22 protein-coding genes and 1 riboswitch are annotated in these 25,518 nt (G+C 73.2%); of the genes, 7 read left to right on the top strand and 15 right to left on the bottom strand.

Translation table 11 applies throughout. From position 1 onward, the window contains the following. Positions 1-63 precede the first annotated feature (63 nt). Positions 64-1,917: an MFS transporter gene (locus DT076_RS17025; RefSeq protein ID WP_199539255.1), complete on the top strand. Its 1,854-nt coding sequence runs from the start codon at positions 64-66 to the stop codon at positions 1,915-1,917. A 29-nt stretch (positions 1,918-1,946) separates the two neighbouring features. Here the strand turns inward: DT076_RS17025 and DT076_RS17030 are convergent, their stop codons facing one another. From DT076_RS17030 to DT076_RS17055, 6 genes are all read right to left on the bottom strand, one after another. Next, entirely contained in the window at positions 1,947-2,570 is a 624-nt protein-coding gene (locus DT076_RS17030) for a DUF305 domain-containing protein (protein ID WP_233494032.1), read from the bottom strand. 143 nt (positions 2,571-2,713) lie between these two features. After that, on the bottom strand, positions 2,714-3,208 hold the full coding sequence (gene ribH, locus DT076_RS17035) for a 6,7-dimethyl-8-ribityllumazine synthase (protein ID WP_114127904.1): 495 nt from the start codon (positions 3,206-3,208) through the stop codon (positions 2,714-2,716). Then, complete coding sequence (gene ribB / locus DT076_RS17040; RefSeq protein WP_114127905.1) at positions 3,205-4,455, bottom strand: 3,4-dihydroxy-2-butanone-4-phosphate synthase; 1,251 nt, start codon at positions 4,453-4,455, stop codon at positions 3,205-3,207. Before ribB ends, ribH begins: the two co-directional genes overlap by 4 nt. Next, positions 4,452-5,072, bottom strand: a complete 621-nt coding sequence (locus DT076_RS17045; RefSeq protein ID WP_114127932.1) for a riboflavin synthase — start codon at positions 5,070-5,072, stop codon at positions 4,452-4,454. The genes ribB and DT076_RS17045 overlap by 4 nt, the downstream gene beginning before the upstream one ends. 2 nt (positions 5,073-5,074) lie before the next feature. Next, positions 5,075-6,073 carry a bifunctional diaminohydroxyphosphoribosylaminopyrimidine deaminase/5-amino-6-(5-phosphoribosylamino)uracil reductase RibD gene (gene ribD, locus DT076_RS17050; RefSeq protein WP_114127933.1) on the bottom strand — a complete coding sequence of 333 codons (999 nt, stop codon included), beginning with the start codon at positions 6,071-6,073 and terminating at the stop codon, positions 5,075-5,077. A gap of 183 nt (positions 6,074-6,256) precedes the next feature. Beyond that, positions 6,257-6,387: riboswitch (FMN riboswitch) on the bottom strand. A 49-nt stretch (positions 6,388-6,436) separates the two neighbouring features. Then, positions 6,437-6,886, bottom strand: a complete 450-nt coding sequence (locus tag DT076_RS17055; RefSeq protein WP_114127906.1) for a MarR family winged helix-turn-helix transcriptional regulator — start codon at positions 6,884-6,886, stop codon at positions 6,437-6,439. 55 nt (positions 6,887-6,941) lie between these two features. Between DT076_RS17055 and DT076_RS17060 the strand changes: the two genes are divergently transcribed. Both DT076_RS17060 and DT076_RS17065 read left to right on the top strand, forming a co-directional pair. Continuing rightward, positions 6,942-7,151 (top strand): hypothetical protein, encoded by a 210-nt coding sequence (locus DT076_RS17060; RefSeq protein ID WP_147264188.1) that lies wholly within the window; start codon positions 6,942-6,944, stop codon positions 7,149-7,151. A gap of 71 nt (positions 7,152-7,222) precedes the next feature. Further along, a complete protein-coding gene (locus DT076_RS17065; RefSeq protein WP_114127908.1) occupies positions 7,223-7,627 on the top strand; it encodes a cupin domain-containing protein in 405 nt (134 codons plus the stop codon). 32 nt (positions 7,628-7,659) lie between these two features. On the opposite strand, the gene DT076_RS17070 is transcribed toward DT076_RS17065, so the two are convergent. Next, positions 7,660-8,949, bottom strand: coding sequence for an MFS transporter (locus DT076_RS17070; RefSeq protein ID WP_199539256.1), 1,290 nt, complete (start codon positions 8,947-8,949; stop codon positions 7,660-7,662). A gap of 62 nt (positions 8,950-9,011) precedes the next feature. On the opposite strand from DT076_RS17070, the gene DT076_RS17075 reads away from it, so the two are divergent. Then, entirely contained in the window at positions 9,012-10,424 is a 1,413-nt protein-coding gene (locus tag DT076_RS17075) for a lipase maturation factor family protein (protein WP_114127909.1), read from the top strand. Between the two features lie 18 nt (positions 10,425-10,442). On the opposite strand, the gene dgoD is transcribed toward DT076_RS17075, so the two are convergent. From dgoD to DT076_RS17110, 7 genes are all read right to left on the bottom strand, one after another. Further along, entirely contained in the window at positions 10,443-11,585 is a 1,143-nt protein-coding gene (gene dgoD / locus DT076_RS17080) for a galactonate dehydratase (RefSeq protein WP_114127910.1), read from the bottom strand. Positions 11,586-11,595: 10 nt separating this feature from the next. Then, positions 11,596-12,561, bottom strand: coding sequence for a carbohydrate ABC transporter permease (locus tag DT076_RS17085; RefSeq protein ID WP_114127911.1), 966 nt, complete (start codon positions 12,559-12,561; stop codon positions 11,596-11,598). After that, positions 12,558-13,517: a carbohydrate ABC transporter permease gene (locus DT076_RS17090; RefSeq protein ID WP_114127912.1), complete on the bottom strand. Its 960-nt coding sequence runs from the start codon at positions 13,515-13,517 to the stop codon at positions 12,558-12,560. Before DT076_RS17090 ends, DT076_RS17085 begins: the two co-directional genes overlap by 4 nt. Positions 13,518-13,604: 87 nt before the next feature. Continuing rightward, positions 13,605-14,984: an ABC transporter substrate-binding protein gene (locus DT076_RS17095; RefSeq protein WP_114127913.1), complete on the bottom strand. Its 1,380-nt coding sequence runs from the start codon at positions 14,982-14,984 to the stop codon at positions 13,605-13,607. A 118-nt stretch (positions 14,985-15,102) separates the two neighbouring features. Beyond that, complete coding sequence (locus DT076_RS17100) at positions 15,103-16,410, bottom strand: enolase C-terminal domain-like protein (protein ID WP_114127914.1); 1,308 nt, start codon at positions 16,408-16,410, stop codon at positions 15,103-15,105. Then, on the bottom strand, positions 16,407-17,330 hold the full coding sequence (locus tag DT076_RS17105) for an NAD-dependent epimerase/dehydratase family protein (protein ID WP_233494030.1): 924 nt from the start codon (positions 17,328-17,330) through the stop codon (positions 16,407-16,409). Before DT076_RS17105 ends, DT076_RS17100 begins: the two co-directional genes overlap by 4 nt. Before the next feature lie 78 nt (positions 17,331-17,408). Next, positions 17,409-18,404 carry a LacI family DNA-binding transcriptional regulator gene (locus DT076_RS17110; protein ID WP_114127936.1) on the bottom strand — a complete coding sequence of 332 codons (996 nt, stop codon included), beginning with the start codon at positions 18,402-18,404 and terminating at the stop codon, positions 17,409-17,411. A gap of 318 nt (positions 18,405-18,722) precedes the next feature. Here DT076_RS17110 and DT076_RS17115 point away from each other — a divergent pair, with 318 nt between their 5' ends. From DT076_RS17115 to argG, 3 genes are all read left to right on the top strand, one after another. Then, positions 18,723-20,504, top strand: coding sequence for a sugar-binding protein (locus tag DT076_RS17115; RefSeq protein ID WP_114127915.1), 1,782 nt, complete (start codon positions 18,723-18,725; stop codon positions 20,502-20,504). A gap of 34 nt (positions 20,505-20,538) precedes the next feature. Continuing rightward, on the top strand, positions 20,539-22,179 hold the full coding sequence (locus tag DT076_RS17120) for a right-handed parallel beta-helix repeat-containing protein (RefSeq protein WP_114127916.1): 1,641 nt from the start codon (positions 20,539-20,541) through the stop codon (positions 22,177-22,179). Between the two features lie 75 nt (positions 22,180-22,254). Then, a complete protein-coding gene (argG, locus tag DT076_RS17125) occupies positions 22,255-23,670 on the top strand; it encodes an argininosuccinate synthase (protein ID WP_114127917.1) in 1,416 nt (471 codons plus the stop codon). Between the two features lie 3 nt (positions 23,671-23,673). Here the strand turns inward: argG and DT076_RS17130 are convergent, their stop codons facing one another. Beyond that, on the bottom strand, positions 23,674-25,257 hold the full coding sequence (locus tag DT076_RS17130; protein WP_114127918.1) for a helix-turn-helix transcriptional regulator: 1,584 nt from the start codon (positions 25,255-25,257) through the stop codon (positions 23,674-23,676). Between the last annotated feature and the right edge of the window lie 261 nt (positions 25,258-25,518).

A 25,518-nucleotide genomic window follows, 5' to 3' on the forward strand; every position in this document is an offset into this window, starting at 1 on the left:
GTCGAGCTGCTGTCGACCGACCTGCTCAACCGCGAGCTGGTCGTCGATGCGGGCGGTGACTTCGTGCTGGCGGGGTGGAACTCCGGGTTCTCCGACTCCCGCGGCATCACCCCGGCGATCCTCGACACCCTCGGGGTGCAGAGCTTCATGCACGCCGAGTCCTGCTTCAACTACCCGGGCTTCCCCGAGCGGCACACCCCGTTCGAGGGGCTCTACACCGACCTGGAGCGGCTGGGGCAGATCTTCGGGGTGGAGGAGCGCGCCGCCGAGCTGGTCACCGACTACCGCGAGCGGGTGGCGGCCGTGCAGGAGCAGGCGCCCGAGGGTGAGCCCGTGCCGGTCTTCCTCTACGACTCCGGCACCGACGCCCCGTTCACCGCGGCCAGCCAGGTGCCGCCCAACGACATCATCACCCTGGCCGGAGCCCGCAACGTCTTCGGCGACGTGGACGCCCGCTGGACGGAGGCGAGCTGGGAGTCCGTCGTCGACGCCGCCCCCGAGATCATCATCATCCTCGACTACCAGGACCAGCCGGCGGAGGAGAAGATCGCCTTCCTGCGGGAGAACCCCGCGACCGCTGACCTACCTGCCCGCGGTGCGGGAGGGCAGCTTCTTCGTCCTCGACTACAACGAGGCGATCTCCAGCCCCCGCAACGTCGACGGCCTGGAGAAGTTCGCCGCCTACCTGCGCGACCACGTCGCCGGTCGCTGATGGCCGGCCTGCCCGACCGCAGGCTCGCGCGGGCCACCTGGCCGCTGCTGGTGGCCGCCGTGGTCGGGCTGCTGCCCTTCACCGTCTACTCGACGTTCCTGGTCCCGATCGCCGAGGCGGTGCACAGCGACGAGGCGACGGTGGGGGCGCTGCGCGGGCTGGGCGGTGTGGCGGCGCTGCTCACCGGCGTCGCCGTCGGACCGCTGCTCGGGCACTGGTCGCGGCCGCGCACCGTCGCCGCCGCGCTGGGGCTGCTCGCGGTCACCTGCCTGGTGGGGTCGGTCGGCACGCTGCCGGCGGTGGTGGCCTTCTGCTTCGGCACCGGGGTGGCGACCGCCGTCCTCACCCCGGCCCTGCTCACCGCGGCGACCAGCCGCTTCCCCGACCGCGCCGACGGCGGACGCGCGGCCACTGTGCTGACCGCCACCCAGTCGCTGGCCGCCGTGCTGGCCGGCCCGGTGATCGGGGTGCTGGCGCTGTGGCGCGGGTGGACCGGGGTGCTGTGGGCGACCGCCGCGCTGGCCGTCGTGGTGGCGCTGGTGGTGCTGCTGCGCGAACCCGCCGCCACCGGTGCGCGGGAGGCGTCCCCGGGCTACCGCAAGGCCTTCGGTCGGCTGCGCGGCCGGCCGGAGCTGCTCGCGCTGGTCGCGGTCGCCGGGCTGCGGACCGCGTCCTTCATGGGCTACCTGTCCTTCCTGGCCGCCAGCTACCACGACCGCTTCGGGACCGACGCCGGCACCTTCACCCTGATCTGGACGCTCAGCGGCGCCTCCTTCTTCACCGGCAACCTCCTCGCCGGACGGGGGGCGCGGGGCTGGGTCGCCGCGGGCCGGGCGCGGCGGGTCCTGGCCCTCGGGCTGGGCGGTGCGCTGGTGGCGGTGCTGCTCGTCTTCTCGGTCGGGTCGCTGCCCCTGGCACTGGCCGCGACGGTGCTGATGGGGCTCAGCCACGCGGTGGTGGCGGCCATGGTCACCACCGTGGTCGCCCGCGACGCCGGTGACCTCACCGCCACCGCGTTCAGCCTCACCGCGGCGGCGATGAGCGCCGGCGTCTTCCTCGGCGGCCTGGTCGGCGGGATCGGCCTCGGTCTGGCCGGCGACCTCGGGCTCTCCGCGGCGCTGGCCATCCCCACCGTGGTCGCGGTGGTCCTGGTACCGGTGGCGGGGCGGGCCAGCCGACCGGACGCCGGGCGGTCGCCCCGGTGACGCGGGTGCCCGCTGGGGCGACCCCGACGTCAGGGTGCCGGGCAGTGGCGTAGCGCGGTGCCGGGGAAGTCGGGGACGGCTCGTGCCGCAGCTTCCTCGGGTGTGGTGGCGGTGCCGTTCCGCTCGATGTCCTCGACGAGCCAGTCCATCTCGGCGATCTCGCGCTGCTGGGCCTCGATGATCTGCACCGCGAGCTCGCACACCCGGACGTCGGAGAGGTGTGCGCGCTCCGAGCGGGTGATGGCCAGGGAGTGGTGCGGGATCATCGCCCGCATGAACGCGGTGTCACCGACCGTGGCCTGACTGCGGTCCAGTGCCGCGCCGCCGCCCAGCAGGACCAGGCTCGCGACGACGATCGCGACGTTCGCCTTGGCGTTCTTGTACATGTTCAGCATCCAGCCGAGCATGATCAGCCCCATGGTGCCGCCCATGGTGAGAGCCATGAAGACCCGGCTCTGGCTGAAGCGGATGTGGCTCCACTCCCACGAACCGATGAACATCACGCCGTACATGACGACCATGGCTGTGAGGATCATCGCGGCGAACCGCAGATACATGCCACGCATCTGACGGCCGTGCTGGTCGCCGCGGTGCGGGTCGTCCGAGCCACGCCGGTCGGGGTGCTGTCCGCTGTCGTCGTGCTGGTTCTCCATCGTCACGTCCCTCCTCCTTCGTCGCGAACCGGTCTCAGGTTCGGATCCGGAGCCGCGTGCCTACCCCGTGAGCGACGCGGTCATGCGCGACTCGTGCAGGCGGCCGTCCGGCAGGATGCGGCAGCAGGCTGAGCCCGCGCGCCTCACCCGTCGATCGGCCGGGACGGGGCGAGGGAGGGGACGTCGCGCAGGGCGACCGCGGTCGCGACCGCGGCCTGCGCCGCCTCGAAGCCCTTGTCCTCGGCCGCGCCCTCGAGACCGGCCCGGTCGAGCGCCTGCTGCTCGTCGTCGCAGGTGAGGACCCCGAAACCGACCGGGACCCCCGTGCGCACGGCCACCTCGGTGAGTCCGGTGGTGACGGCCTGGCAGACGTAGTCGAAGTGCGGGGTGCCGCCGCGGATGACGACGCCGAGGGCGACGACGGCGTCGTGGTGCGGGGCGAGGCGTGCTGCGGCCACCGTCAGCTCGACGCTGCCGGGGACCTCGACGAAGCGGACGTCGCGGACCCCGGCGCCGGCCAGCCCGCGCCGCGCGCCGTCGACCAGCCCGTCCATGACGGTGCGGTGCCAGGAGGCGGCGACGAGCGCGACCGAGAGCCCGCTGCCGTCCACGTGGAGGGAGGGTGCGCCGTCCTTCATCGTGCGCCCCCGCTCGTCGCCGCGCCGTCCAGCCCTTCGAGGGCTCCGAGCCGGTGTCCCAGGCGGTCGCGCTTGGTGCGCAGGTAGCCGGCGTTGGCCGGGGTGGGCGGGGTGAGCAGCGGCTCGGTGGAGCCGACCTCGACGCCGTGGCGGCGCAGCCCGTCGGCCTTGCGGGTGTTGTTGGTCAGCAGCCGCACCGCACCGACCCCGAGGTCGGTGAGGATCGCGGCGCCGGCGCCGTACTCACGGTCGTCCACGGGCAGGCCGAGGGCGGTCTGCGCCTCGACGGTGTCCGCGCCCCGGTCCTGCACGGCGTAGGCCCGCAGCTTGTCCAGCAGCCCGACCCCGCGCCCCTCGTGGCCGCGGAGGTAGACCACGGCGCCACCGTCCGCCGCGACGCGGGCGAGCGCGGCCGACAGCTGGGCGCCGCAGTCGCAGCGCTGCGAGCCCAGGACGTCACCGGTCAGGCACTCCGAGTGCAGCCGGACGAGCGGACGCCCGGTCAGACCGGCGGGGCTGACCAGGGCCAGGTGGTCGGAGCCGGTGAGGAGGTCGCGGTAGCCGACGGCGGTGAAGGTGCCGTGCTCGGTGGGGATGGTGGTCTCGGTGACCCGGCGCACCCGGTCGTGCACCGCCCGCCACCGCACCAGCTCCTCGATCGAGAGCAGCGGCAGGTCGTGCTCGGCGGCCAGCCGGACCAGACCGGGGGAGCGCATCATCGTCCCGTCGTCCTCCACCAGCTCGGCGATCGCCGCCACCGGCTGCAGACCGGCGAGCCGGCACAGGTCGACGGCGGCCTCGGTGTGCCCGGGCCGTTCCAGCACCCCGCCGGGACGGGCCCGCAGTGGCACGACGTGCCCGGGGCGGATGAGGTCGTCGGCCGTGGTGGCGGGATCGGCGAGGGTGCGGACGGTGCGGGCGCGGTCGGCGGCGCTGATTCCGGTGCCGACCCCGGTGCGGGCGTCGACGGTCACGGTGTAGGCGGTGCGCAGCGGGTCGCCGCTGTCGGTGACCATCAGCGGCAGCTGCAGCGCGTCGGCCCGTTCCTCCGACATCGGAGCACAGAGGTAGCCCGAGGAGTGGCGGATCGTCCAGGCCATCCAGCCGGCGTCCACGGTGTCGGCGGCCAGCACCACATCACCCTCGTCCTCGCGGTCGGCCGGGTCGGTGACCAGCACCGGACGGCCGGCCCGCAGCGCGGCCAGGGCCTCCTCGACGGTCCACCGCCGAGGTGCCGGGGCGCTCACCGGAGGCCTCCGGTCGTCGCCGCTGCCCCGCCGGTCTCGAGGAGCCGCTCGACGTACTTGGCGAGGACGTCGACCTCGAGGTTGACGGGGTCGCCGGCCTGCTTGGTGCCGAGCGTGGTCAGGGCCAGGGTGGTGGGGATCAGCGAGACCTCGAAGACGTCGGCGCCGACCGCCGAGACCGTCAGCGACACGCCGTCGACGGTGATGGAGCCCTTCTCGACCACGTAGCGCGCGAGGGCGGCGGGTAGCCCGATCCGGACGACCTCCCACCTCGGGTGCGGGGTCCGGGCGAGGATCGCCGCGGCGCCGTCGACGTGGCCCTGCACGATGTGGCCGCCGAACCGGTCGCTGGCGGCCATCGCGCGCTCGAGGTTGACCCGGTGCCCGACCGCCAGCGCGCCCAGGCTGCTGCGCCGCAGCGTCTCGGCCATCACGTCGAAGGTGATGACGTCGCCCTCCCGCGCGGTGACGGTGAGGCAGACGCCGTTGACGGCGACCGAGGCGCCGTGCACGGCGTCGGCCGCGGCCTTCGGGCCACGCACGGCCAGGACGGCCGAGTCTCCCTGCCGGCGCAGGTCCACGACCTCGCCCAGCTCTTCCACGATCCCGGTGAACACGATCACGAACCTCTTCCGTCGGTGGGGGTGGCCCGGACCCGCAGGTCGGGGCCGAGGGTGGTGACCTCGTCCAGACGCAGCCGCAGCGCCTGGCCGAGGGTGGTGGTGCCGAGGTCGGCGACGGCCGGTGGGCCGCCGCCGAGGAGGGTGGGGGCCAGGTAGGCCACCACCTCGTCGACCAGGCGGTCGGCCAGGAAGGTGGCGGCCAGGGTGGGGCCGCCCTCGAGCCAGACCCGGCGGATGCCGCGGTCGAACAGCTGGCGCAGGACCGTCGACGGGTCCCGGCTCCGGGCGTGCCAGGTCTCGGCCGCCCCGTCGAGGACCCGGGAGCGGGGCGGCAGGTCCCGCTCTCCCATGACGACCCGGAGCGGTTGCCGGTCGACCGGCGTACCGTCGGGGCCGCGCACCGTCAGCCGCGGGTCGTCGGCCAGCACGGTGCCGGTGCCGACCAGGACGGCTCCCGCCTCGGCGCGGAGCCGGTGCACGTCCGCGCGGGCCGCGGGCCCGGTGATCCACCGGCTGCTCCCGTCCGCCGCCGCCGACCGGCCGTCGAGGGTGGCAGCGAACTTCCACACCACCCGGGGCCGCCCGGCGGCGACGGCGAAGGACCAGGACCGGTTGAGCGCGGCCGCCTCGTCGGCCAGCGGGCCCGCCTCGACCGCGACCCCGGCCGCCCGCAACCGGGCGGTACCGCCGGCCGCCATCGGGTTCGGGTCGGATTGGGCGTAGACGACCTGCGCCACGCCGGCGTCGACCAGCGCCACCGAGCAGGGCCCGGTCCTCCCGGTGTGGTCGCAGGGCTCGAGCGTCACCACGGCGGTGCCGCCACGGGCGGCGGATCCGGCCTCGGCGAGCGCCACCACCTCCGCGTGCGGGCTGCCGGCGCCGCGGTGGTACCCACGGCCGACCACCTGCCCGGCGGCATCGGCGATGACGGCACCCACGCGCGGGTTGGGGTCGGCGACCGGCCCGAGCCGTGCCAGCTCCAGGGCGGAGCGCATCAACGCCCGGACGGCGGTCTGGTCGATCAACTCTCATCCCCTCGTGCTCGGTCCAGCTGGACGAGCTCCGGGGACGAGCCGGACCACGACGTCACCGCACGGCACGACGTGGACCAGCAGCGGGCCGACCAGCCTCCACCGGGGCCCGCCCGAGCGGGACCACGGCGGTCTGGTCCGACCTGCCTACGTGCTGCCTCCCATCCGGACTTTCACCGTCGGTCCTGGAGTTCCACCAGGTCAACCGTCTGCTGGCTGCAGACGGGTCGCGGACTGTCACCGCCGGTTCGGACTTGCACCGACCCCGGAGCACGTGCGGCCCAGTGTGCCACGGCGTCGGCGACCTCGCGCACCGTGCCCGGCAGGTCAGTCCGGGACGGTGCGGGAGCGGTCGATGAGGTCGTCGAGGACCGCCCGCAGCCGGGCGAGCTCGTCCTCGCCCAGGCCCAGGCGGTCCATCATGGTCACCGGGATCGACTCGGCGGAGCGGCGCAGCTCGCGACCCTGGTCGGTCAGCTCGATGCTCAGCGTCCGCTCGTCGGCGGGATCGCGGCGGCGGGTGACGTAGCCCAGCGACTCCAGCTTCTTCACCATCGGGCTGACGGTCGCCGGGTCCTGGTGGACCAGCTCGGCCAGCCGGTGCAGCGGCAGCCGGCCGTGCTGCCACAGCGCGAGCATCAGCAGGTACAGCGGGTGGGTGAGCCCCAACGGCTCGAGCAGCGGGCGGTACAGCGCGACGACCCGGCGGGAGGCCGCGACGAGCCCGAAGCACACCTGCACCTCGAGGTCGAGCAGGTCCGGACGCTGTGCCGTCATCGTCTATCCTTTCTAAGGACCCTCATCATTGGCGTCCTCAGCATAGGAGATGCTCATGCCCAAACCCCCTCCCGACCCGCGGCGCAACGACGGCTTCTCGTGGTTCTACCGCTTCGACCACCACGTCACCTACGCCCTGCTGCACGTGATGGGCCCGCCCGACCTCGACGAGGCCCGCGACCCGCGCACGCAGATGAAGAAGGAGTACGAACGGCGCAAGGCGCTGCACGAAGCACGCAAGCACGCGGCCCGCGCGAAGCGCTGACCCGGCTCGGCCACGCGGCCCCGAGCCGTGGGGCTGCGCGTCGGGCAGGCGCCAGGCGTATCGTCGCGGTCATGACCGAGAGCGAGGGCCCGGTCGTCCGGGCGACCGTCCGCCACCTGGACGAGGCGCACGAGGAGGTCTGGTCCGACGACCGCGGGCGCATCTCTTTCCGGACCGGCATCGGTGACGGGACGCCCCAGACCGCCGACCTGTGCTCGGGTGTCGCCCACCTCGACCCGGGTGGCTGGTTGGCTCCGCACCGCCACGTCGCGCCCGAGGTCTACCAGGTGCTGCTCGGGTCGGGCACCGTCACCCTCGACGGGGCGGAGCACGACGTCGTCGCCGGGTCGGCGGTCTACATCCCGTCCAACCACGAGCACGGCATCCGCAACACCGGGGACGGCCCCCTGGAGTTCGTCTACGTCTACCAGGCCGACGCGATCGACGACATCGAGTACGTCTGGTCGTCGCGCTGAGGCCGTCGACCGCCGCCCCTACCCGCGAACCGCTACCGGGAGCGGTGCTGCACCCGGTAGCGCACGAAGGCCGGCGCCGCCAGCGCGCAGACCACCATCCCGAGCACCACGAGCACGCCGCCACCAGTGGTCGCGGCCGCCGCGCCGACCATCGCGGCCGCGCCGCCGTGGGCCACGTCGGCCACCCGCGGGCCGCCGACCACCACGACCGTGAACACGCCCTGCAGCCGTCCCCGCAGGCTGTCCTCGGCGGCGGTCTGCAGGATCGCGCCGCGGATCGCGGAGGAGGCGACGTCGGCCGCCCCGGCCACGGCCAGGAAGGCCAGCCCGACGACCAGCACCACCGGCGCGGATCCGTCGGCCAGGAAGACGCAGAGCCCGAACCCGACGATGCCGAGCCCCCACACCGTGATGCACCACAGCACCGCCCGGCCCTGCCGCTCCACCCGGGACAGCCAGCCGGAGAAGATGCCGCCCAGCACCGCCCCGGCCGGGATGGCGGCGAAGAGCAGGGCGAACTCCAGCCCGCCCTCCTCGGGCCCGCCGAAGCCCAGGTGGGCGATCTCGGGGAACAGCGCCCGCGGCATCCCGAACACCATCGCCACGATGTCGACCACGAACGACATCAGCAGCACCGGACGTCCGCGTAGGTAGGTGAAACCCTCCACCACCGAGCGCAGCCCGGGCGCGCGCGCCAGCACCGAGCCGGCGGCCTCCACCACCACCGGCATGGCCGGCAGCCGCACCACCGCCACCAGCGTGGCGAGCAGCGTCAGGGTGTCCACCAGGTACAGCCAGGCGTAGCCCAGCAGCGGGATCAGCGCGCCACCGACCAGCGGGCCGGCGATCGCCCCGGCCTGGAAGACGGTGGTCGACAGCGCGTTCGCCGCCGGCAGCTGCCCGGCCGGCAGCAGCCGCGGCAGGATCGCCGAGCGGGTGGGGGAGTTCACGGCGAAGAACGCCTGCTGGATCGCGAACAGCCACAGCAGCAGCCAGACGTCCTGCAGCCCGAGCGCGGCCTGCACCCAGAACAGCGCGCTGGTGACGATCAGCCCCACCGTGGTCACCAGCAGCACCCGGCGCCGGTCGAAGTGGTCGGCCAGCGCGCCGCCGTAGAGCCCGAACACCACCAGCGGCACCAGCCCGAACACGCCGGTCAGCCCGACGTAGAGGGAGGAGCCGGTGATGGCGTAGATCTGCGCCGGCACCGCCACCACGGTGAGCTGGGCCCCGATGACGGTGATGATCTGAGCCGTCCACAGCCGGCGGAAGTGCGGGTTCGCCAGAGGGCGGGTGTCTGCCAGCAGGTCCCGCAACGCCATGGGGCCGAACACTAGCCAGGTCCCCGGCGTACCGATCGGTGGGCGCGTCGTAGCGTGGGACGGTGCTCGACTGGTTCGTCGCCGAGGAGTACTGGCTGGGACGTCAGGTGTTCCAGCGCGCCCTGGCCGCGCTCTACCTGGTGGCCTTCCTGGTCGCCCGCAACCAGTTCCGCCCGCTGCTCGGCAGCGACGGGCTGCTGCCGATCCCGGCCTTCCTGCGCCGGGTGCCGTTCCGGCGAGCACCCAGCCTCTTCCACTGGCGCTACTCCGACGGGCTGTTCGAGGCCGTCTGCTGGGTCGGGGCGGGGCTGGCGGCGCTGACCCTGGTCGGGGTGACCGAGCGGCTGCCGCTGCCGGCCACGATGCTGGTCTGGCTGGCGATGTGGGCGCTCTACCTGTCGGTCGTCAACGTCGGCCAGCGCTGGTACTCCTTCGGCTGGGAGTCGCTGCTGCTGGAGGTGGGGTTCCTCGCGGTCTTCCTCGGCGACGCCGCCACCGCCCCGCCGCTGCTGGTGCTGCTGGCGCTGCGCTGGGTGCTGTTCCGCCTCGAGCTCGGCGCCGGGCTCATCAAGCTCCGCGGCGACCGCTGCTGGCGCGACCTCACCTGCCTGGACTACCACCACGAGACCCAGCCGATGCCCGGGCCGTTCAGCTGGCACTTCCACCGGCTGCCCCGCCCGCTGCACCGCGTCGAGGTGGCGGCCAACCACGTCACCCAGCTGGTGGTGCCGTTCGGGCTGTTCCTGCCCCAGCCGGTGTCGGGTGTGTGTGCCGGGATCATGGTGGTCACCCAGCTCTGGCTGGTGGTCAGCGGCAACTTCAGCTGGCTCAACTGGCTGGCGGTGGCGCTCGGGCTGTCCGTGCTGCCCGACGCCTTCTGGGAGTGGGCGACCCCGCTCACCGCACCCGCGGCCGGGGCGCTGCCGCTGTGGTGGGTGGTGCTGGTGGTCGCGGTGACGCTGCTGGTGGTGGCACTCAGCGTGCGGCCGGCGCTCAACCTGGTCTCACCCGGGCAGCGGATGAACGCCTCCTTCGACCCGCTGCACCTGGTCAACACCTACGGCGCGTTCGGCTCGGTGACCAAGGAGCGCTACGAGATCGTGCTGGCCGGACGCGCCGGACCGGATGGGCCGTGGCGGGAGTACGAGTTCAAGGGCAAACCCGGGGACCCGCGACGGCGTCCACCCCAGCTGGCGCCCTACCACCTGCGGCTGGACTGGCTGATGTGGTTCGCCGCGCTCTCGCCGTCCTACGCCTCGCCGTGGTTCGACCGGCTGGTGCAGCGGCTGCTGGCCGGCGACCGCGCGGTGCTGCGGCTGCTGCGGGACGACCCGTTCCCCGACGAGCCGCCGACCGAGATCCGCGCCCTGCTGTACCGCTACCGCTTCACCACCCGGGCCGAGCGGCGCGAGACCGGCGACTGGTGGCACCGCGAGCCGGTCGGCGACTTCGCCCGACCCGTCCGCCGCCGCTGACACCGGTCGGACGAGCGCTCACCACTCCGCGTAGGAGCCGTCGGGCTGGGCCCACACCGGGGAGTTGCCGCCGGCGGGGGAGAGCGCGCAGCGGCGCACCTCGTCCTCGTCCACCTCGACGCCGAGCCCGGGACCGGTCGGTGGCAGCAGGTAGCCGTCGGCGAAGACGAAGGGCCAGCCGACCAGCAGCCGCGACCACGGGTGCTCCCCGGGCCGGTGCACCTCCATCGGGCACTCCTGCACGAGCACGTTGTCCACCGCCAGGTCGACCTGCAGGCAGGCCGCCAGCGCGAGCGGACCGGTGGCGCAGTGCGGGGCCAGCCGGACGCCGTGGAGGTCGGCGAGCGCGGCGATCCGCACCACCTCGCTGATCCCGTGGGCGTGCGACAGGTCCGGCTGCAGCACCGCGATGCCGGAGCCGACCACGTCGGAGACCTCCCAGCGGTCGTAGAGCCGCTCCCCGGTGGCGATCGGCACCGAGGTCGAGGCGCACAGCGGACCGAGGTCGCGCTGCAGCTCCGGCGGCAGCGGTTCCTCCACGAACAGCGGGTCGATCCCCTCCAGCCGGGCCAGCAGCCGGCGGGAGGCGGCGGGGGAGAACCGGCCGTGCAGGTCGAGCGCGAGGTCGACGTCCCGCCCGATCGCGGCGCGCAGCGCGGCCCAGTGCTCCACCAGCTGGTCCAGCACCGAGGGGACGTCCAGGTAGCCCAGCACGAGCTCCGGCGCGGTCTTCACCGCGGTGTAGCCGGCGGCGACCAGCTCGCGGGCCCGCTCCACCATGCCGTCGGTGGTGGACCCGGACGCCGAGGTGTAGACGCGTACCCGGTCGCGGGCCGGGCCGCCGAGCAGCTCGTGCACCGGCGCCCCGAGGGCCTTGCCCTTGAGGTCCCACAGCGCCTGGTCCAACCCGGCCACCGCCGAGCCGAGGACCGGCCCGCCGCGGTAGAAGCCGCCCTTGCGCAGCCGCTGGTGGTGCCACTCGATCCGGCGCGGGTCGTGCCCGACGAGCAGCTCGGCGAGCTCGTCCACCGCGGCCGCGACCGCGCCGGTCCGGCTCTCCAGGGTGGCCTCGCCCCAGCCGGTGTGCGGGCCGTCGGTGCCGATCCGCACCAGGCACAGCCGTGCGGAGATCCGGAACGCCTCGACGCTGGTGATCCTCATCTGCAGCTCCTCAACCCTTCAGCGCACCGGCGTTGCCCGCAGCGCGCAGGAACTGGCGCTGGAAGAGCAGGAACAGCACCACCGGCACCAGCACCGAGATGAACAGCGCGGCCAGGAACTGCGCGTAGTCGATCGACCCCTCCAGCCGCGGCAGGACGACCGAGATCGGCTGGTCGGCGGGGCGCGGCAGCACCAGCAGCGGCCACAGGAACTCCTTGTAGGCCCCCACGAGCAGCAGCAGGCTGATCACACCGAGGATCGGCTTCGACATCGGCAGCACCAGGGCGGCGAAGATGCGGAACGGGCCCGCCCCGTCGATCCGGGCCGCCTCGAACAGCTCGGCCGGGATGGAGGCGAAGAACCGCTGCATCAGCAGCACGTTCACCGCGTTGGCCGCCGACGGCAGCCAGACCGCCCACAGCGTGCCGACCAGGCTGATCCCGAGCACGGGCAGCTCCACCACGGTGAGGTAGAGCGAGACCAGCGAGATCACACCGGGGATGAACAGCGTCGCCAGGACGAGGGCCGAGACCACCTTGGCGTAGCGGGGCCTGAGCACCGCGAGCCCGTAGCCGCCGGTGGTGGCGACCAGCAGTCCGAAGAACAGCGAGCCCAGGATGAGGAAGACCGTGTTGAGGAAGTAGCGGCTGAACTCCACGCGCGTCCACACCTCGCTGAAGTTCTCCCAGCGCAGACCGCTCGGCCACAGCGCGAAGGGCGAGGCCAGCGTCTCGGTCGAGGTCGACGTGGCCGCCTTGAACAGCCACAGCAGCGGCCCGCCGCACACCACGACCAGCAGACCCACCACCAGCGTCCCGCCCACCGCGAGCGCGACCCGCACCCCGGGCCGGCGGCGGTCGAGGGCGGAGACGACGCTCCGCTCGCCCTGGTCCCGCTCGCGGCGGGGACGTCGCCGGGTGACCCGCACCGGGTGGACGGGGTGCTGCTGGGTGCTCGGGTCGAGGGTCGTGGTCATGAGGTGCTCCAACGTCGGGTCACCCACAGGTAGACCGCCGAGAGGACGGCCAGCACCAGGGCGAGCAGCAGGCTCAGGGCGGTGGCGCGGCCGTAGTCGCCGGCCACGAAGGCATAGCGGTAGATGAGCATCAGCAGGGTGAGGGTGCGGTTCTCCGGGCCGCCGCCGGTCATCACGTAGGGCTCGGTGAAGACCTGGAAGGTGCCGATGATCTGCAGCAGCGCCATCACCAGCATCACCCCGCGCATCTGCGGCAGCGTCACGTTCCACAACCGGCTCCAGATCCCGGCGCCGTCGGTCTCGGCAGCCTCGTAGAGCTCGGTCTGGATGCCCATCAGGGTGGCCAGGTAGATGATCGTCGCGGTGCCGAAGGTGGCCCAGGTGGCCTGCACCACGATGGCGGGCATGGCCATGTCGCCGTTGTTCAGCCAGGCGAACGGGCCGAGGCCGACCCAGCCGAGGACGGTGTTGAACAGGCCCTCGGCACCGGGGGCGTAGAAGGTCTTCCACAGCAGCACCGCCACCACCGGCGGGAACACCACCGGCAGGTAGACCAGCACCGAGGCGATCGCCCGGGCCCGCCGCAGCTCGGCGATGAGCACCGCCAGCACCACCGGCACGGGGAACCCGATGACGAGGGCCAGCACGGTGAACCAGGTGGTGTTGCCGAGGGCGGTCAGCAGGAGCGGGTCGGCCAGCACCCGCTCGAAGTTCGCCAGCCCCACCCACCGGCTGGTGAGGAAGTTGGTCTGCTGCAGGCTCAGCAGCAGTGACCGCGCGATCGGCCACCAGCTGAAGAGACCGAAGCAGAGCAGCAGCGGCAGGAAGAACACCAGGGTGCTCAGACCGCCGTGGCGCAGCCAGCGGGCCACGGCGCCGGTGCGGCGGGAGGGCTGGGGTGCGGGTCCGGCGGCGGTGGTGGTGCCGGTCGCCGGCGGGGTGGTGGTGGTCGTCACCGGACCTCCTCGGTGGGTGTCGCTGTGCAGGGGGAGCCGCCCGGGTGCGTCACGCCGGCGGACCGACGTGACGCACCCGGGCTGGGGTCAGCCGAGCTCGATGGCCGACTGGACGGTGCTCTGCGCCTCGGCGAGGAGGGCGTCGATGTCGGCGTCCTCGCGGGTCAGCACGGCCTGGACGACCGGGTCGAGGGTGGCGTAGAGCTCCTGGGCCTTGACCGGCGGCTCGGGGACCAGCGGCAGGGTCCGGGTCGACTCGAGGTAGGCGGTGTAGTTCTCCCGGGGGACGTTGATCTGGTCCTCGATCCAGCCGAGGTAGCGGTCGTCGGCCTCCTGGTCGAGCAGCGGCAGCGCGGGCACCCCGACCGACAGCCCGTCGGCGACCGAGGCCTCGGCGTCGGCCCGGGCGACCTCCTCGTCGCTGTAGCGCTGGAAGTAGTAGTGGTCGATCCACGCCATGGCCGCGGTGATCTCCTCCGGCGTGGCGGTCGGGTTGACGATGGCGACGGTGCCACCGCCCAGGGTGCCCAGGCCGTCCTCGGTCTGCGGCAGCGGGCCGACCCCGAAGTGCTCGGGGTCCATGCCCTTGGTGGTGACCATCGTCGAGTACTGGTCGGCGCCCTGGACGTACATCCCGATCTGACCGGCGGCGAAGGCGTTGTTGATGTCGTCGTAGTTCATCAGGAAGTTGTCGCCGAAGGTGTCGTCGGTGAAGCGCATCTCGCGGTAGGTCTGCAGCACCTCCTTGGTGGCCTCGTTGTCGACGGTGGCCTGGGTGCCGTCCTCGGACTGCATCAGCCCGCCGAAGCCGTAGCTGGTGGTGGTGAGCACCCAGCCGCCGCCGTTCTCGGTGGTCATCGTGGCGAAGCCCTGCGCGTCGGTGCCCTCCTCGATGGCCCGCGCGGCCTCGCGCACGCCCTCCCAGTCGGTGGGCGGGGCGTCGGGGTCCAGCCCGGCCTGCTCGAACAGCGCCCGGTTGTAGATCAGACCCATCGAGTAGGCGTTGGTGGGCACGCCGTAGGTGCCGCCGTCGTCACCCTTCACGACCTCGTTCACCGAGGGGTTGATGCTCTGCAGCACCTCGTGCGGACCGAGGTAGTCGGTGACGTCGGCCACCTGCTGGCGCGCGATGAGCCCCTGCATCTCGGTGAACGGCACCAGGAAGACCGTGGGCAGCTGACCACCGGCCAGCAGGGCCTGGAAGGTGTCGGGCTCGAACTCGGTCTCCTCGGCCTCGACGGTGATGTTCGGGTGCTCGGTGGTGAACTGCTCCAGGCGGCGCTCGAAGGAGGCGAGCTCCTCCGGTGACTCCGCGGTGGGCTTGTTGCTCACGCTGATCGTCACCGGCGCCTCGGTGTCGACCTCGGCCGCGGTGTCCTGCTGGCCGCTGTTGCAGCCGGCGAGCAGCAGCGCCCCGCTGAGGGCCAGTGCTGTGGCGCCGAGCAGGCGGTGTCGGTGGGTGGTCATGTCTCCTCCATCACGTCGTTGTCTGGCGGTGTGTCGTCTCGGGACGGAGCCCCGTGGTGCGGTTCCGGGCGGTGTGCCGGAGGTCGTGCGGCCGGTGTGCGGCCGACCGGTCGGGTCGTCAGGGGGCGATCAGGCCCCCGTCGAGGCCACGCACCCGCGCGGCCCAGGCGTCGTGGCCGGAGAGCTCGGCCGGGAAGCGTGCGGCGGCGGCCTCGTCCACCTCGATGCCCCAGCCCGGGGCCTGGTTCGGGCGCAGCCAGCCGCGCTCGATCCGCAGCGTGCCGGGGAACACCTCGTGCACCTGCTCGCGGTACACGTGGCCCTCCTGGATGCCGAAGGCGGGTGAGGTGACGTCGAGGGCGACGTTGGCCGCCGCCCCGATCGGCGAGGTGTCCCCGGGCCCGTGCCAGGCGGTGCGTACGCCGGTGAGCTCGGCCGCGGCGGCGAGCTTGCGGGCCGCGGTGAGCCCGCCGACGTCGGAGACGTGGCAGCGCAGGTAGTCCACCCCGCCGGCCAGCACGAGCCGGGCCGCGTCGGTGAGTGAGGTGGCGAGCTCGCCGACCGCCAGCGGCACCGGGGAGGCGGCGCGCACCTCGGGCAGCCGGTCCCAGTGCTCGGGGGCGAGGACGTCCTCGAGGAAGAACAGCCGGTACGGCTCCAGGGCCCGGGCCAGCACCACCGCCTGCTTCGGGGTGAGCCGGGAGTGCACGTCGTGCAGCAGCTCCACCTCCTCACCCAGCCGCTCCCGCGCCGCCGCGAACAGCGCCGGGGTGCGGGTGAGGTACTCCCCAATGCGCCAGCCGTGGGGGTAGGGCGCGGTCGGGTCGGTGACCACGTCGAGCTGCGGGCTGCCGTAGGTGCCCCAGCCGGGCTGGGAGATCTGCAGCCGGACGTGGCGCTGCCCGCGCTCGACCAGGGCCTCGGCCTGGTCCAGGCACTCCTCCACGGTGCGGCCGCTGGCGTGCAGGTAGGTGTCGGCCGCAGCCCGGACCCGTCCGCCGAGCAGCTCGTGCACCGGACGTCCGGCCCGTTTGCCGGCGATGTCCCACAGGGCCTGGTCCAGCCCGGAGAGGGCGTTGTTGCCGATCGGACCCTCGCGCCAGTAGCCGGAGAAGCGGCAGAGCCGGAGCAGGTCCTCGATGTCGCCGGGGTAGCGGCCGACCACCAGCCGGGCCAGGTGCTCCTCGACGTAGGTGACGACCGCGCGCCAGCGCTGGGTGAAGGTGGCGCAGCCCCAGCCGATGAGGCCGTCGTCGCTGGTGGTCACCTTGACCACCACCAGCGGGATGCCCTCCGGGGCGGTGACCACGGTGCTGACACCGGTGATCCGCAGGTCGTCGGGGGCGTCCCAGGGCTGGCCGAAGGCCTCGTCGACGGCGAGGACCTGCGGGTCGGTGTCGCGGGGGCCGGGGGCGGTGGTGCTCATGCCGTCACCGCCATCGCGTCGTCGGCCGGGGCGGGGGTGTGCACCGAGTGCCGGGGCTGCCACCCGAGCAGCTCCTGCACCCGGTCGAGGCAGACCAGGCCGCTGCGTCCGGGGAAGGCGCGACGGCGGGGGACGTCGGGGGCGAAGCGGTCGAGCAGCTCCTCGGTCGGGCGGTCGGGCAGGATGTCGGCGGCCGTGGCCAGCACCACGTGCGCCCCGCTCAGCGGGCGGGTCAGCCCGGCCTCGATGAGGACGACGGCATCGCGCAGGTCGAGGTAGGCCCACCCCTCGCGTCCCAGCCGACCGAGGTCGGGGTCGTCCACCACCTGCTGCGACCGGCGCCGGAGCGAGGCGGCGTCGCGGACCAGCGGGAACCGGACGGCCAGCACGTCGACGCCCCAGCGCGAGTGCGCCATCCGGGCGGTCTGCTCGTCGACCCACTTCGACAGCGAGTAGGCGTCGTCGTGGTCGACCGGGCTCTCCTCGTCCAGCGGGTAGTAGGCCGGCTGGACGGGGTGGGTGTTCATCGGCACCCCGAAGGCGTTGATCGAGCTGGCCGTGACCACCCGGCCCACCCCGGCCGCGCCCGCCTCGCTGAGCACGGTGAAGGTGCCCACGGTGTTGTTGACGAAGACCGTGCGGGGGGTGTCGATGTCGGGGTGGGGGATCGCGGCCAGGTGCACGACGGCGTCGACGTCGGCGACCGCCTCGGCGACCGCCTGCTGGTCGGTGACGTCACCGGTGAGGACCCGCTCGGCCTCCAGCGGCGCGTGCCAGCTGCGGGAGAGGGCGGTGACCCGCCAGCCCCGACCGACCAGGTGCTCGGTGGTGGCCCGGCCGATCAGCCCGTCGGCTCCGGTGACCAGCACCCGCCGGGCCGTGCCCGGGGCGGGTGTCGGGTGGGGAGAGGCGTCGTGCACCTCAGCTCCTTCGGTGAGTGCGAAACTGCTTTCGCAAGAGTGGACCACGGAGCGGCGTCGGTGTCAACGGGGAGGTGCTCAGGTGGAGGGGCCGACCACCAGGGTGGGCGCGAGCCGGTGCTGGCCGGGTTCGGGACGCTCGTCGACCAGGCTGGCCGCGGCGCGGCGTCCGAGCTCCTCGAGCTGGAGGTCGAGCGTGGTGATCTGGCGGGTGTTCTGGTCGACCACCACGCCCTCCCAGTTGTCCACGCCGATCAGCGCGATGTCGTCGGGCACGGCCACCCCGCGCCGGGTACACGCCTCGAGCGCACCGAGGGCGATGTGGTCGTTGCCGCAGAAGACCGCGTCCACGCGGGTGCCGGAGTCGAGCAGGCGGTCCATCGCCTGGGTGCCCCAGTCGCGTCCCCAGCCCGAGCGCAGCACCGGACCCACCGGTTCCAGCCCGGCACCGGCGAGCACCTCGCGGAACCCGCTCTCCCGCAGCCGCACGGCGATGCTGGTGCCTGGGCCGGTGAGGTGGGCGATGCGGCGGCGTCCGCGCTCGACGAGGTGCTCGGCGGCCATCCGTCCGACGAGCTCGTTGTCGGGGAGGAAGACGACGTCGTCGGGGTCGTCGGAGGCCGTGAACGCGTAGCTCACGGGTACCCCGAAGTGGTGGGTGAGAGAGGCCGTCACCCGCTCGTGGCCGTCGCCGATGACGAGCAGCCCGTCGATCCGCCGCGCCTGCAGCTCCCGCACGCTGTGACCGAGGCGGCGGGAGACGCCGACGTCGCCGTCGTAGACCAGCGTGGCCTGGTCGCGCTCACCGAGCAGCAGCACCGCCCCGATCAGCACCGGCTGGGCGAAGGTGCTGAGGGCGCGGTGGGTGAGGACGCCGACGGTGCGGCTGCGGCCGGAGGCGAACGACTGCGCCAGGGCGTCGGGTCGGAAGTCGAGCCGCAGCGCCGCCTCGCGGACCCGCTCGCGGGTGGCCCCCGAGATGCGGGTGCTGCCGTTGAGCGCCTTGGAGGCCGTCGACAGCGAGACGCCGGCCACCGCCGCGACGTCGCTCAGCCGGACCTTCCCGGGACCCATGCGGGTGAGCATAGACGGCACGAGCGGCTGCGGAGGACCGCCTCCGGGCTGGGCGAAAGCGATTGCTCCCACGGCCCTCCTGCCTCCGTGGGGACCCGGACCTACGGTTGCGGACGGCCTCGGATCCGTCGGTCCCGAGCGTGGTGCGGCCTCGTGGGCCCGTCGAGACGGGCCGGCGTCCCGCGATTCGGCTCTTGACGGACCGCTGGCGACCGTCCTAGCGTCGTGTCAACCGGTTTCCCGCAGGACTCTGATGCGTCTGCTGCGGCTGGACTCCGAGCACGTCAACCGGTTGCCGATCTCAAGGAGGAGACCGCTATGCCCCGTCCCATCCGACCTGTCCGAGCACGCCGCCGGCTGGCCGCTGCCGCGCTGCTGTCGCCGGTGCTCGCCGTCCCGATGCTGAGCCCCACCCCGGCCGCCGCGGCCGACGACGTCTCCATCACCGACTTCGGGGCGGTGGCCGGGGACGGCCGCGACGACCTGCCCGCCATCGAGGCCGCGGTCGCCGAGGCCCAGCGCCGCGGCTCCGACGTCGTCGTGCCGGCCGGCCACTTCCACCACGACGGGCTCGTCGAGCTGCCGGGTGTGGTGCTGCGCGGGGTGGGGGAGAGCAGCCAGCTGACCGCGCTCAGCACCCAGCTGCAGGCGGTCGCGCTGTCGGGCCGCGGCACCGGCGTCCGCGACGTCCGCCTCACCACCGTGCCCACCACGCAGCGGCTCTCCACCGACGCCTCGGCGAGGGTCTTCGTCCGCCCCGCCACCGACGGCTACCTCGTCCGCGGCGTGACGATCGAGGGAGCCACCTCCGCCGGCGTCATCGCCTTCGGCGACGACGGCGTCATCGAGGACAACCACATCTCCGGCACCCTGGCCGACGGGATCCACATCACCGAGGGCTCGACCGGCATCCGGATCCGCGACAACGTCGTCCGCGACACCGGCGACGACCAGATCGCGGTGGTCTCCTACGAGAAGTTCGGCGAGTGGGCCCGCGACATCGAGATCGTCGGCAACGACGTCAGCGGCGGCCACGCCCGCGGCATCACGGTCTCCGGCGGCGAGGACGTCCTGGTCGAGCGCAACCGGATCGCGCGCACCGGCGGCGCCGGCATCTTCATCGCCTCCGAAGGCAGCTACCGCACCTACCCGGTGCGTGACCTGCGGGTGGTCCGCAACCAGATCAGCCACGACTCGCAGAACCCGGCGCTGCCGGAGAAGGGCGGCATCCGGCTGCAGGCCACCAACACCGACCCGAGCATCGTCGGTGCCCACTTCGAGCGGAACGTGCTGCGTCACAGCGGCGACTCCGGCATCCTCGTGGTGGGCAGCGCGGCCACCGAGGCCACCTTCGAGCGCAACCGGGTCGTCCGCCCCGCCGGCTACGGCATCCGGGTGGTCAGCACCGTCACCGGGCGCCTCGTCTTCGAGCGCAACTCGGTGGCCTCCTCGCCGCTCGCGCCCTTCTCCGACGCCAGCTCCGCCGACGTGGTCAGCGACCTGCCCAACGACCCGGCCGCCGGTGACGGGGGCTCGGGCGAGAGCTACATCGCCGACCGCTTCACCCCGGTGCTGGACGGCGTCGTCGAGGAGGCCTGGCAGGGCTCCTCGCCGCTGCAGCTGAGCGTCGAGCCCGACGGCACGACCGGTGTGGCCCGGGTGGCCTGGGACGAGCAGCGGGTGCACGTGCTGGTCGAGATGGTCGACGCCACCCCCAGCTCGCACGCGGCGAACGAGCACAGCGACTCCGTGGAGATGTGGCTGGACGAGCTCAACGCCCGCAACGGCGCCCGCACCACCGGCGACAGCCAGCTCCGGGTCGGCCGCGACGGCGCCCTCAGCTCGGTGATCCAGGGTCTGGTGGGCTCCACCGACATCCAGCGCGCCGTCACCGAGACGCCGGTGGGCTACACCGTCGAGGTGTCGGTGCCGTGGGCCGAGCTGGAGCCGACCGCCGGCACGGTCGTCGGCTTCAACGCCAGCGCCAACGACGACCGCGACAACGACGGCCAGCGCGACACCTACCTGAGCTGGGTCGACAAGAACCTGCCGTACTGGGCCGACACCCGGGTGTACGGCCAGCTCACCCTCGTCGACTGACCTCGCGCACCCGGGCCGGCCCCCACCGGCCCGGGTGCGACCCCTGCTCCACCACCCACCCCCTCCAGCACCCCCAGGAGACCGCCGTGCCCACCAGCCTCCGCACCGCGACCGCGGCCCTCGCCGCCGGACTGGTCGCCCTCACCACCGCCGTCGCCGCCCCGCCGCGGCCGCGGCCGCCACCACCACCTACTCCGCCTCCCAGGGCTTCAGCGGCACCCAGGGCGCCTCGCAGTGGACCTACGAGTCCTTCGCCGCCGGCAGCCAGAGCAGGCTGACCAGCTACGACGCGAGCTTCCCGCGCTGGCGCACCGGTAGCTACCCGTGGGTCTCGCCCGACGCCCTGCACCCGGAGACCTCGAGCGCGGCTGCCCGGGTCTGGACGGCCCCGGCCGCGGGCACCGTCGCGATCACCGGTGCGGTCCGCAAGGGTGACGCCATCGGCGATGGCGTGGTCGCCAGCATCCGCGCCGGGTCCACCACGCTGTGGAGCAGCCGGGTCACCGGGACGACCGGCGTGAGTCCCAGCGGCGTCGGCTCGGTCGCGGTGTCCGCGGGGCAGCGGATCGCCTTCGTGGTGGAGGCCGGCGGGTCGATGTCCAACGACCACACCTTCTGGAACCCGACGCTCACGCTGACCACCAGCTCCGGCGGCACCCCGCCGGCGGGGTCGCTGTCGGTGACCGCCTACGGCGCGATGGCCGGCGACGCCGGGGACGACCTGGCCGCCTTCCGCGCCACCCTCGCCGCCGCCCGTCAGCAGGGCCGCAGCGTCTGGGTGCCCAGCGGCACCTTCCGGCTCAGCGACGTGCTCGAGGTGCAGGGCGTGGTGGTCCGGGGTGCCGGCCAGCAGGCCACGACCCTGCTCTCCACCAACCCCGACCGGGGCTCGGTCGACCTCCTCGGCGCAGGGGTCGGGCTGCACGACCTGCGACGGGAGTACGCCACCACCTCGGTGCGCGACGGCAAGAACGAGAAGAACAGCATCACGGTCCACGAGTCGCCCTCCTTCTCGATCACCGGGGTGCACGTGGTCCGGGCCAGCACGGCCGGCATCTACGTCGACGGCTCGTCGGGCACCATCAGCGGCAACCGGGTCGAGCAGACCCAGGCCGACGGCATCCACATCACCGAGCAGAGCTCGGCCGTGACCATCACCGACAACGACGTGGTCGCCACCGGCGACGACTGCATCGCCGTCGTCGGCTACCGCTACCAGGGCGGCCCGTCGCGCGACATCACCATCCGCGGCAACGACGTCGGCCACGGCTCGCACGCCCGCGGGATCTCGGTGGTGGGCGGTGAGGACGTCACCATCGTCGACAACCACGTCGAACGCTCCCGGATGGCCGGCATCTACATCTCGGTGGAGGCCGAGTACGACACCGTCGACACGCTGCGCATCGACGTCCTCGACAACGTCGTCGACTCGACGCCGACCAACCAGCCCTCGGGTCATGCCAACGTGCTGGTCTACGGCTCGCAGGGCCGGATGGATGAGATCCGGTTCGAGCGCAACCTCTCGGTCAACGCCACCAACCACGCCTTCGGGGTCTGGGGCGGGGGCAGCATCGAGGACGTCTACTTCATCGGCAACGAGGCCCGGGCCGCCGCCGCGGGCGCCACGAAGTTCGAGAGCGGGACGATCCACCGCAGCGGCAACATCGGCTTCTGACGCCCGAGCGCGGGCCTCGTGACCACGATGGCATACATATTCGACACAGCGCATAGTTATGCCTAGAGTGTCCCGGTGCCCAAGGTCCTGCGTTCCCTGCCCATCGGCCAGCGCGTCGGCATCGCCTTCTCCGGCGGTCTCGACACCTCGGTCGCCGTCGCCTGGATGCGTGAGAAGGGGGCCATCCCCTGCACGTACACCGCCGACCTGGGCCAGTACGACGAGCCCGACATCGACTCCGTCCCGCACCGCGCCTTCGAGTACGGCGCCGAGCTGGCCCGCATGGTCGACTGCCGCGAGGCGCTGGTGGAGGAGGGGCTCGTCGCCCTGCAGTGCGGCGCCTTCCACATCCGCTCCGCCGGCCGGGTCTACTTCAACACCACCCCGCTCGGCCGCGCCGTCACCGGGGCGCTGCTGGTCCGGGCGATGAAGGAGGACGGCGTCGACATCTGGGGCGACGGCTCCACCTACAAGGGCAACGACATCGAGCGGTTCTACCGCTACGGCCTGATGGCCAACCCCAGGCTGCGGATCTACAAGCCCTGGCTGGACGCCGACTTCGTGGCCGAGCTGGGCGGGCGCAGCGAGATGAGCGAGTGGCTGCTGGCCCGCGGCCTGCCCTACCGGGCGTCGGCGGAGAAGGCCTACAGCACCGACGCCAACATCTGGGGCGCCACCCACGAGGCGAAGAGCCTGGAGCACCTCGACACCGGCGTGGAGATCGTCCAGCCGATCATGGGCGTCGCCTCCTGGGACCCCTCGGTCGAGATCGAGCCCGAGGACGTCACCGTCGCCTTCGAGCAGGGACGCCCGGTCTCGATCAACGGCGAGACCTTCGCCTCACCGGTCGACCTGGTGCACGCGGCCAACGCCATCGGTGGCCGGCACGGGCTCGGGGTCAGCGACCAGATCGAGAACCGGATCATCGAGGCGAAGAGCCGCGGCATCTACGAGGCCCCGGGGATGGCGCTGCTGCACCTGGTCTACGAGCGGCTGGTCAACGCCATCCACAACGAGGACACCGTCGCGGCGTACCACACCGAGGGGCGCCGGCTCGGGCGGCTCATGTACGAGGGTCGCTGGCTCGACCCGCAGTCGCTGATGCTGCGCGAGTCGCTGGTGCGCTGGGTCGGCTCGGCCGTCACCGGCTCGGTCACCGTCCGGCTGCGGCGGGGGGAGGACTACTCGATCGTCGACACCTCCGGCCCGGCGCTGAGCTACCACCCCGACAAGCTGTCGATGGAGCGCGTCGAGGACGCCCCGTTCGGCCCGGAGGAGCGGATCGGGCAGCTGACCATGCGCAACCTCGACATCGCCGACTCCCGCGCCCGGCTGGAGCAGTACGCCGCGCAGGGCCTGGTCGGCGGCGCGACCGGCGAGCTGGTCGGTGCGCTCGACGCGGGTGAGTACCTGGCCATCGCCCGCGGCTCCGGCCCCGACGACGAGGCCGAGCTGCTGGACCGCGCCGCGATGGAGTCCGGCACCGACTGAGGCTCAGCCCCCCGAGTCGGGCGAGGAGGGCGACGCCACCACGGTGCCGGGCGGCAGCAGACCGAGCCGGGAAGCCGTCTCCAGCGCCTGCTGGCGGTTCGCCGCGCCCAGCTTGCGGTAGATGCTCTTGCGCTGGTTCTTCACGGTGCTGGGCGAGACGTAGAGCGCCTCGCTGATCCGGGCGATGTCCAGCCCGCCGGCCAGGTACTGCAGCACGACGGTCTCCCGCGGCGTCAGCCGGACCTCGGGGAAGTCCAGGGCCGGCAGCTGGGCCCGCTCCTGCAGCGCGGTGAGGACCGGTGCCAGCTCGGGCACCTGGTCGGCGAGGGTGACGAGCGCGTAGCGGTCCATCACCGCGAACGCGAAGAGGTGGGAGTCGCTGCGGTGGCCGGTGAGGTTGACCGCCTGCCGCAGCGCGGCGACCGCCGCCGATGTCCTGCCCAGCCGGTACTGCGCCCCTGCGTGCGCGATGAGCATCAGCAGCTGCTGCCGGCGGGTGGTGCCGGGCGGCCAGTGGCGGGGGTCGGACACCTCCGCGGCTCGCTGGACCCGGCCGCCGGCGAGCAGCAGGTGGGCCACGCTGGCCTGGTGCGCACGGCCCCGGCCGCTGGCGTCCAGCCGGGCGAGCGCCTCCCGGTGCCGCTCGAGGGTCATCAGCAGGGCGATCTCGGCCGTCTCGACCAGCATCGTGGCGAGGTTCGGCTCCTGGAAGTACTGCGGGTGGTGGCGACGGTGGTGGTCGATCTGCTCCATCACGGTGCGCTGGTTCCCGCGCAGCACGGCGGCCAGCGCCCGGTGGTGGAGCACGAACGCCCAGTGCTCGTCCAGCTCGAGCCGCTCGGCCTCGATCTGGTCGTCGTAGAGGTGGAAGGCCGACCAGTCGAGACGGTCCAGCGCGAGCATCGCGCGTGCGCAGAGCTGCGGCAGCCGCTCGACCGAGCGCAGCGGCCAGTGCGCCGCCTGGGCGTCCAGGGTCGCCGCCCGTTCCAACCAGGCCTCGGCACGGGCGGTCTCGCCGCGCAGCGCACTGACCAGGGCGAGGCGTCCGGCCGCGTCGGCGGCGTGGTTGGCGAAGACGGACGGCTGCCGGTAGGCGGCCTCGAACCAGCCCTCGGCCCCGTGCAGGTCCCCGCGGAGCAGCAGCAGGCTGCCCAGCTGCAGGTACAGGGTGGCGATCTGGCTCTCGGCGTCGGCCCCGGGCAGCGCACCGGCAGGCTCCACCAGCTGCTGGGCGAGCTCGCCGGCGTCGGTCAGCCGGCCCCGCCGCCGCAGCGCGTGCAGCACGGCGATGCCGGTGCTGACCTGCAGCTGCGGATCGGCCTCGGGCAGGGTCTCCCGCGCGGCCTCGATGACCTCGTCGGGAGAGTGCACCGGACTCGTCCAGGTGCCGGGTTGCAGCAGCCCGCGGACGAGGCGGTGGATGGGCCGGACGTGCTCCTGCGGCAGCCGCGCGAGTGCGCGTCCGAGCAGCGGGTAGTCGGTGCGCAGCACGTAGCTCCAGTGCCGCTCCACCTTCGCAGCGACGGTGCCGTGATCGGCCTCGACCACGGCGTGGTGCAGTTCGGGGACGATCCGGTCGGGGTTCACCTGGTCCTTCCTCGCACACTCCACCGAAAGGGACGGACCTGGTGGGCCCGCCGAGCGCCAGGGCCCCCGCTCCCGGCCGCTCTCGCCGGACGTTAGCAGCGCCATCTGCCGGGGCCATGAGAGAGGGCTAAGAAAAGGACGTCCAGGGGCTACGTGGGGGGCTAACAGGGGGGCCAAATTCTCAGGACCGGGGGCCAAATGACTGTCCGGCACTGGCAGAGGGCGGCGGTGCACCGATAGGCATGTCTGTCGTGTGCCGGG

This window comes from Desertihabitans brevis (assembly GCF_003327535.1).
Lineage (GTDB): Bacteria > Actinomycetota > Actinomycetes > Propionibacteriales > Propionibacteriaceae > Desertihabitans > Desertihabitans brevis.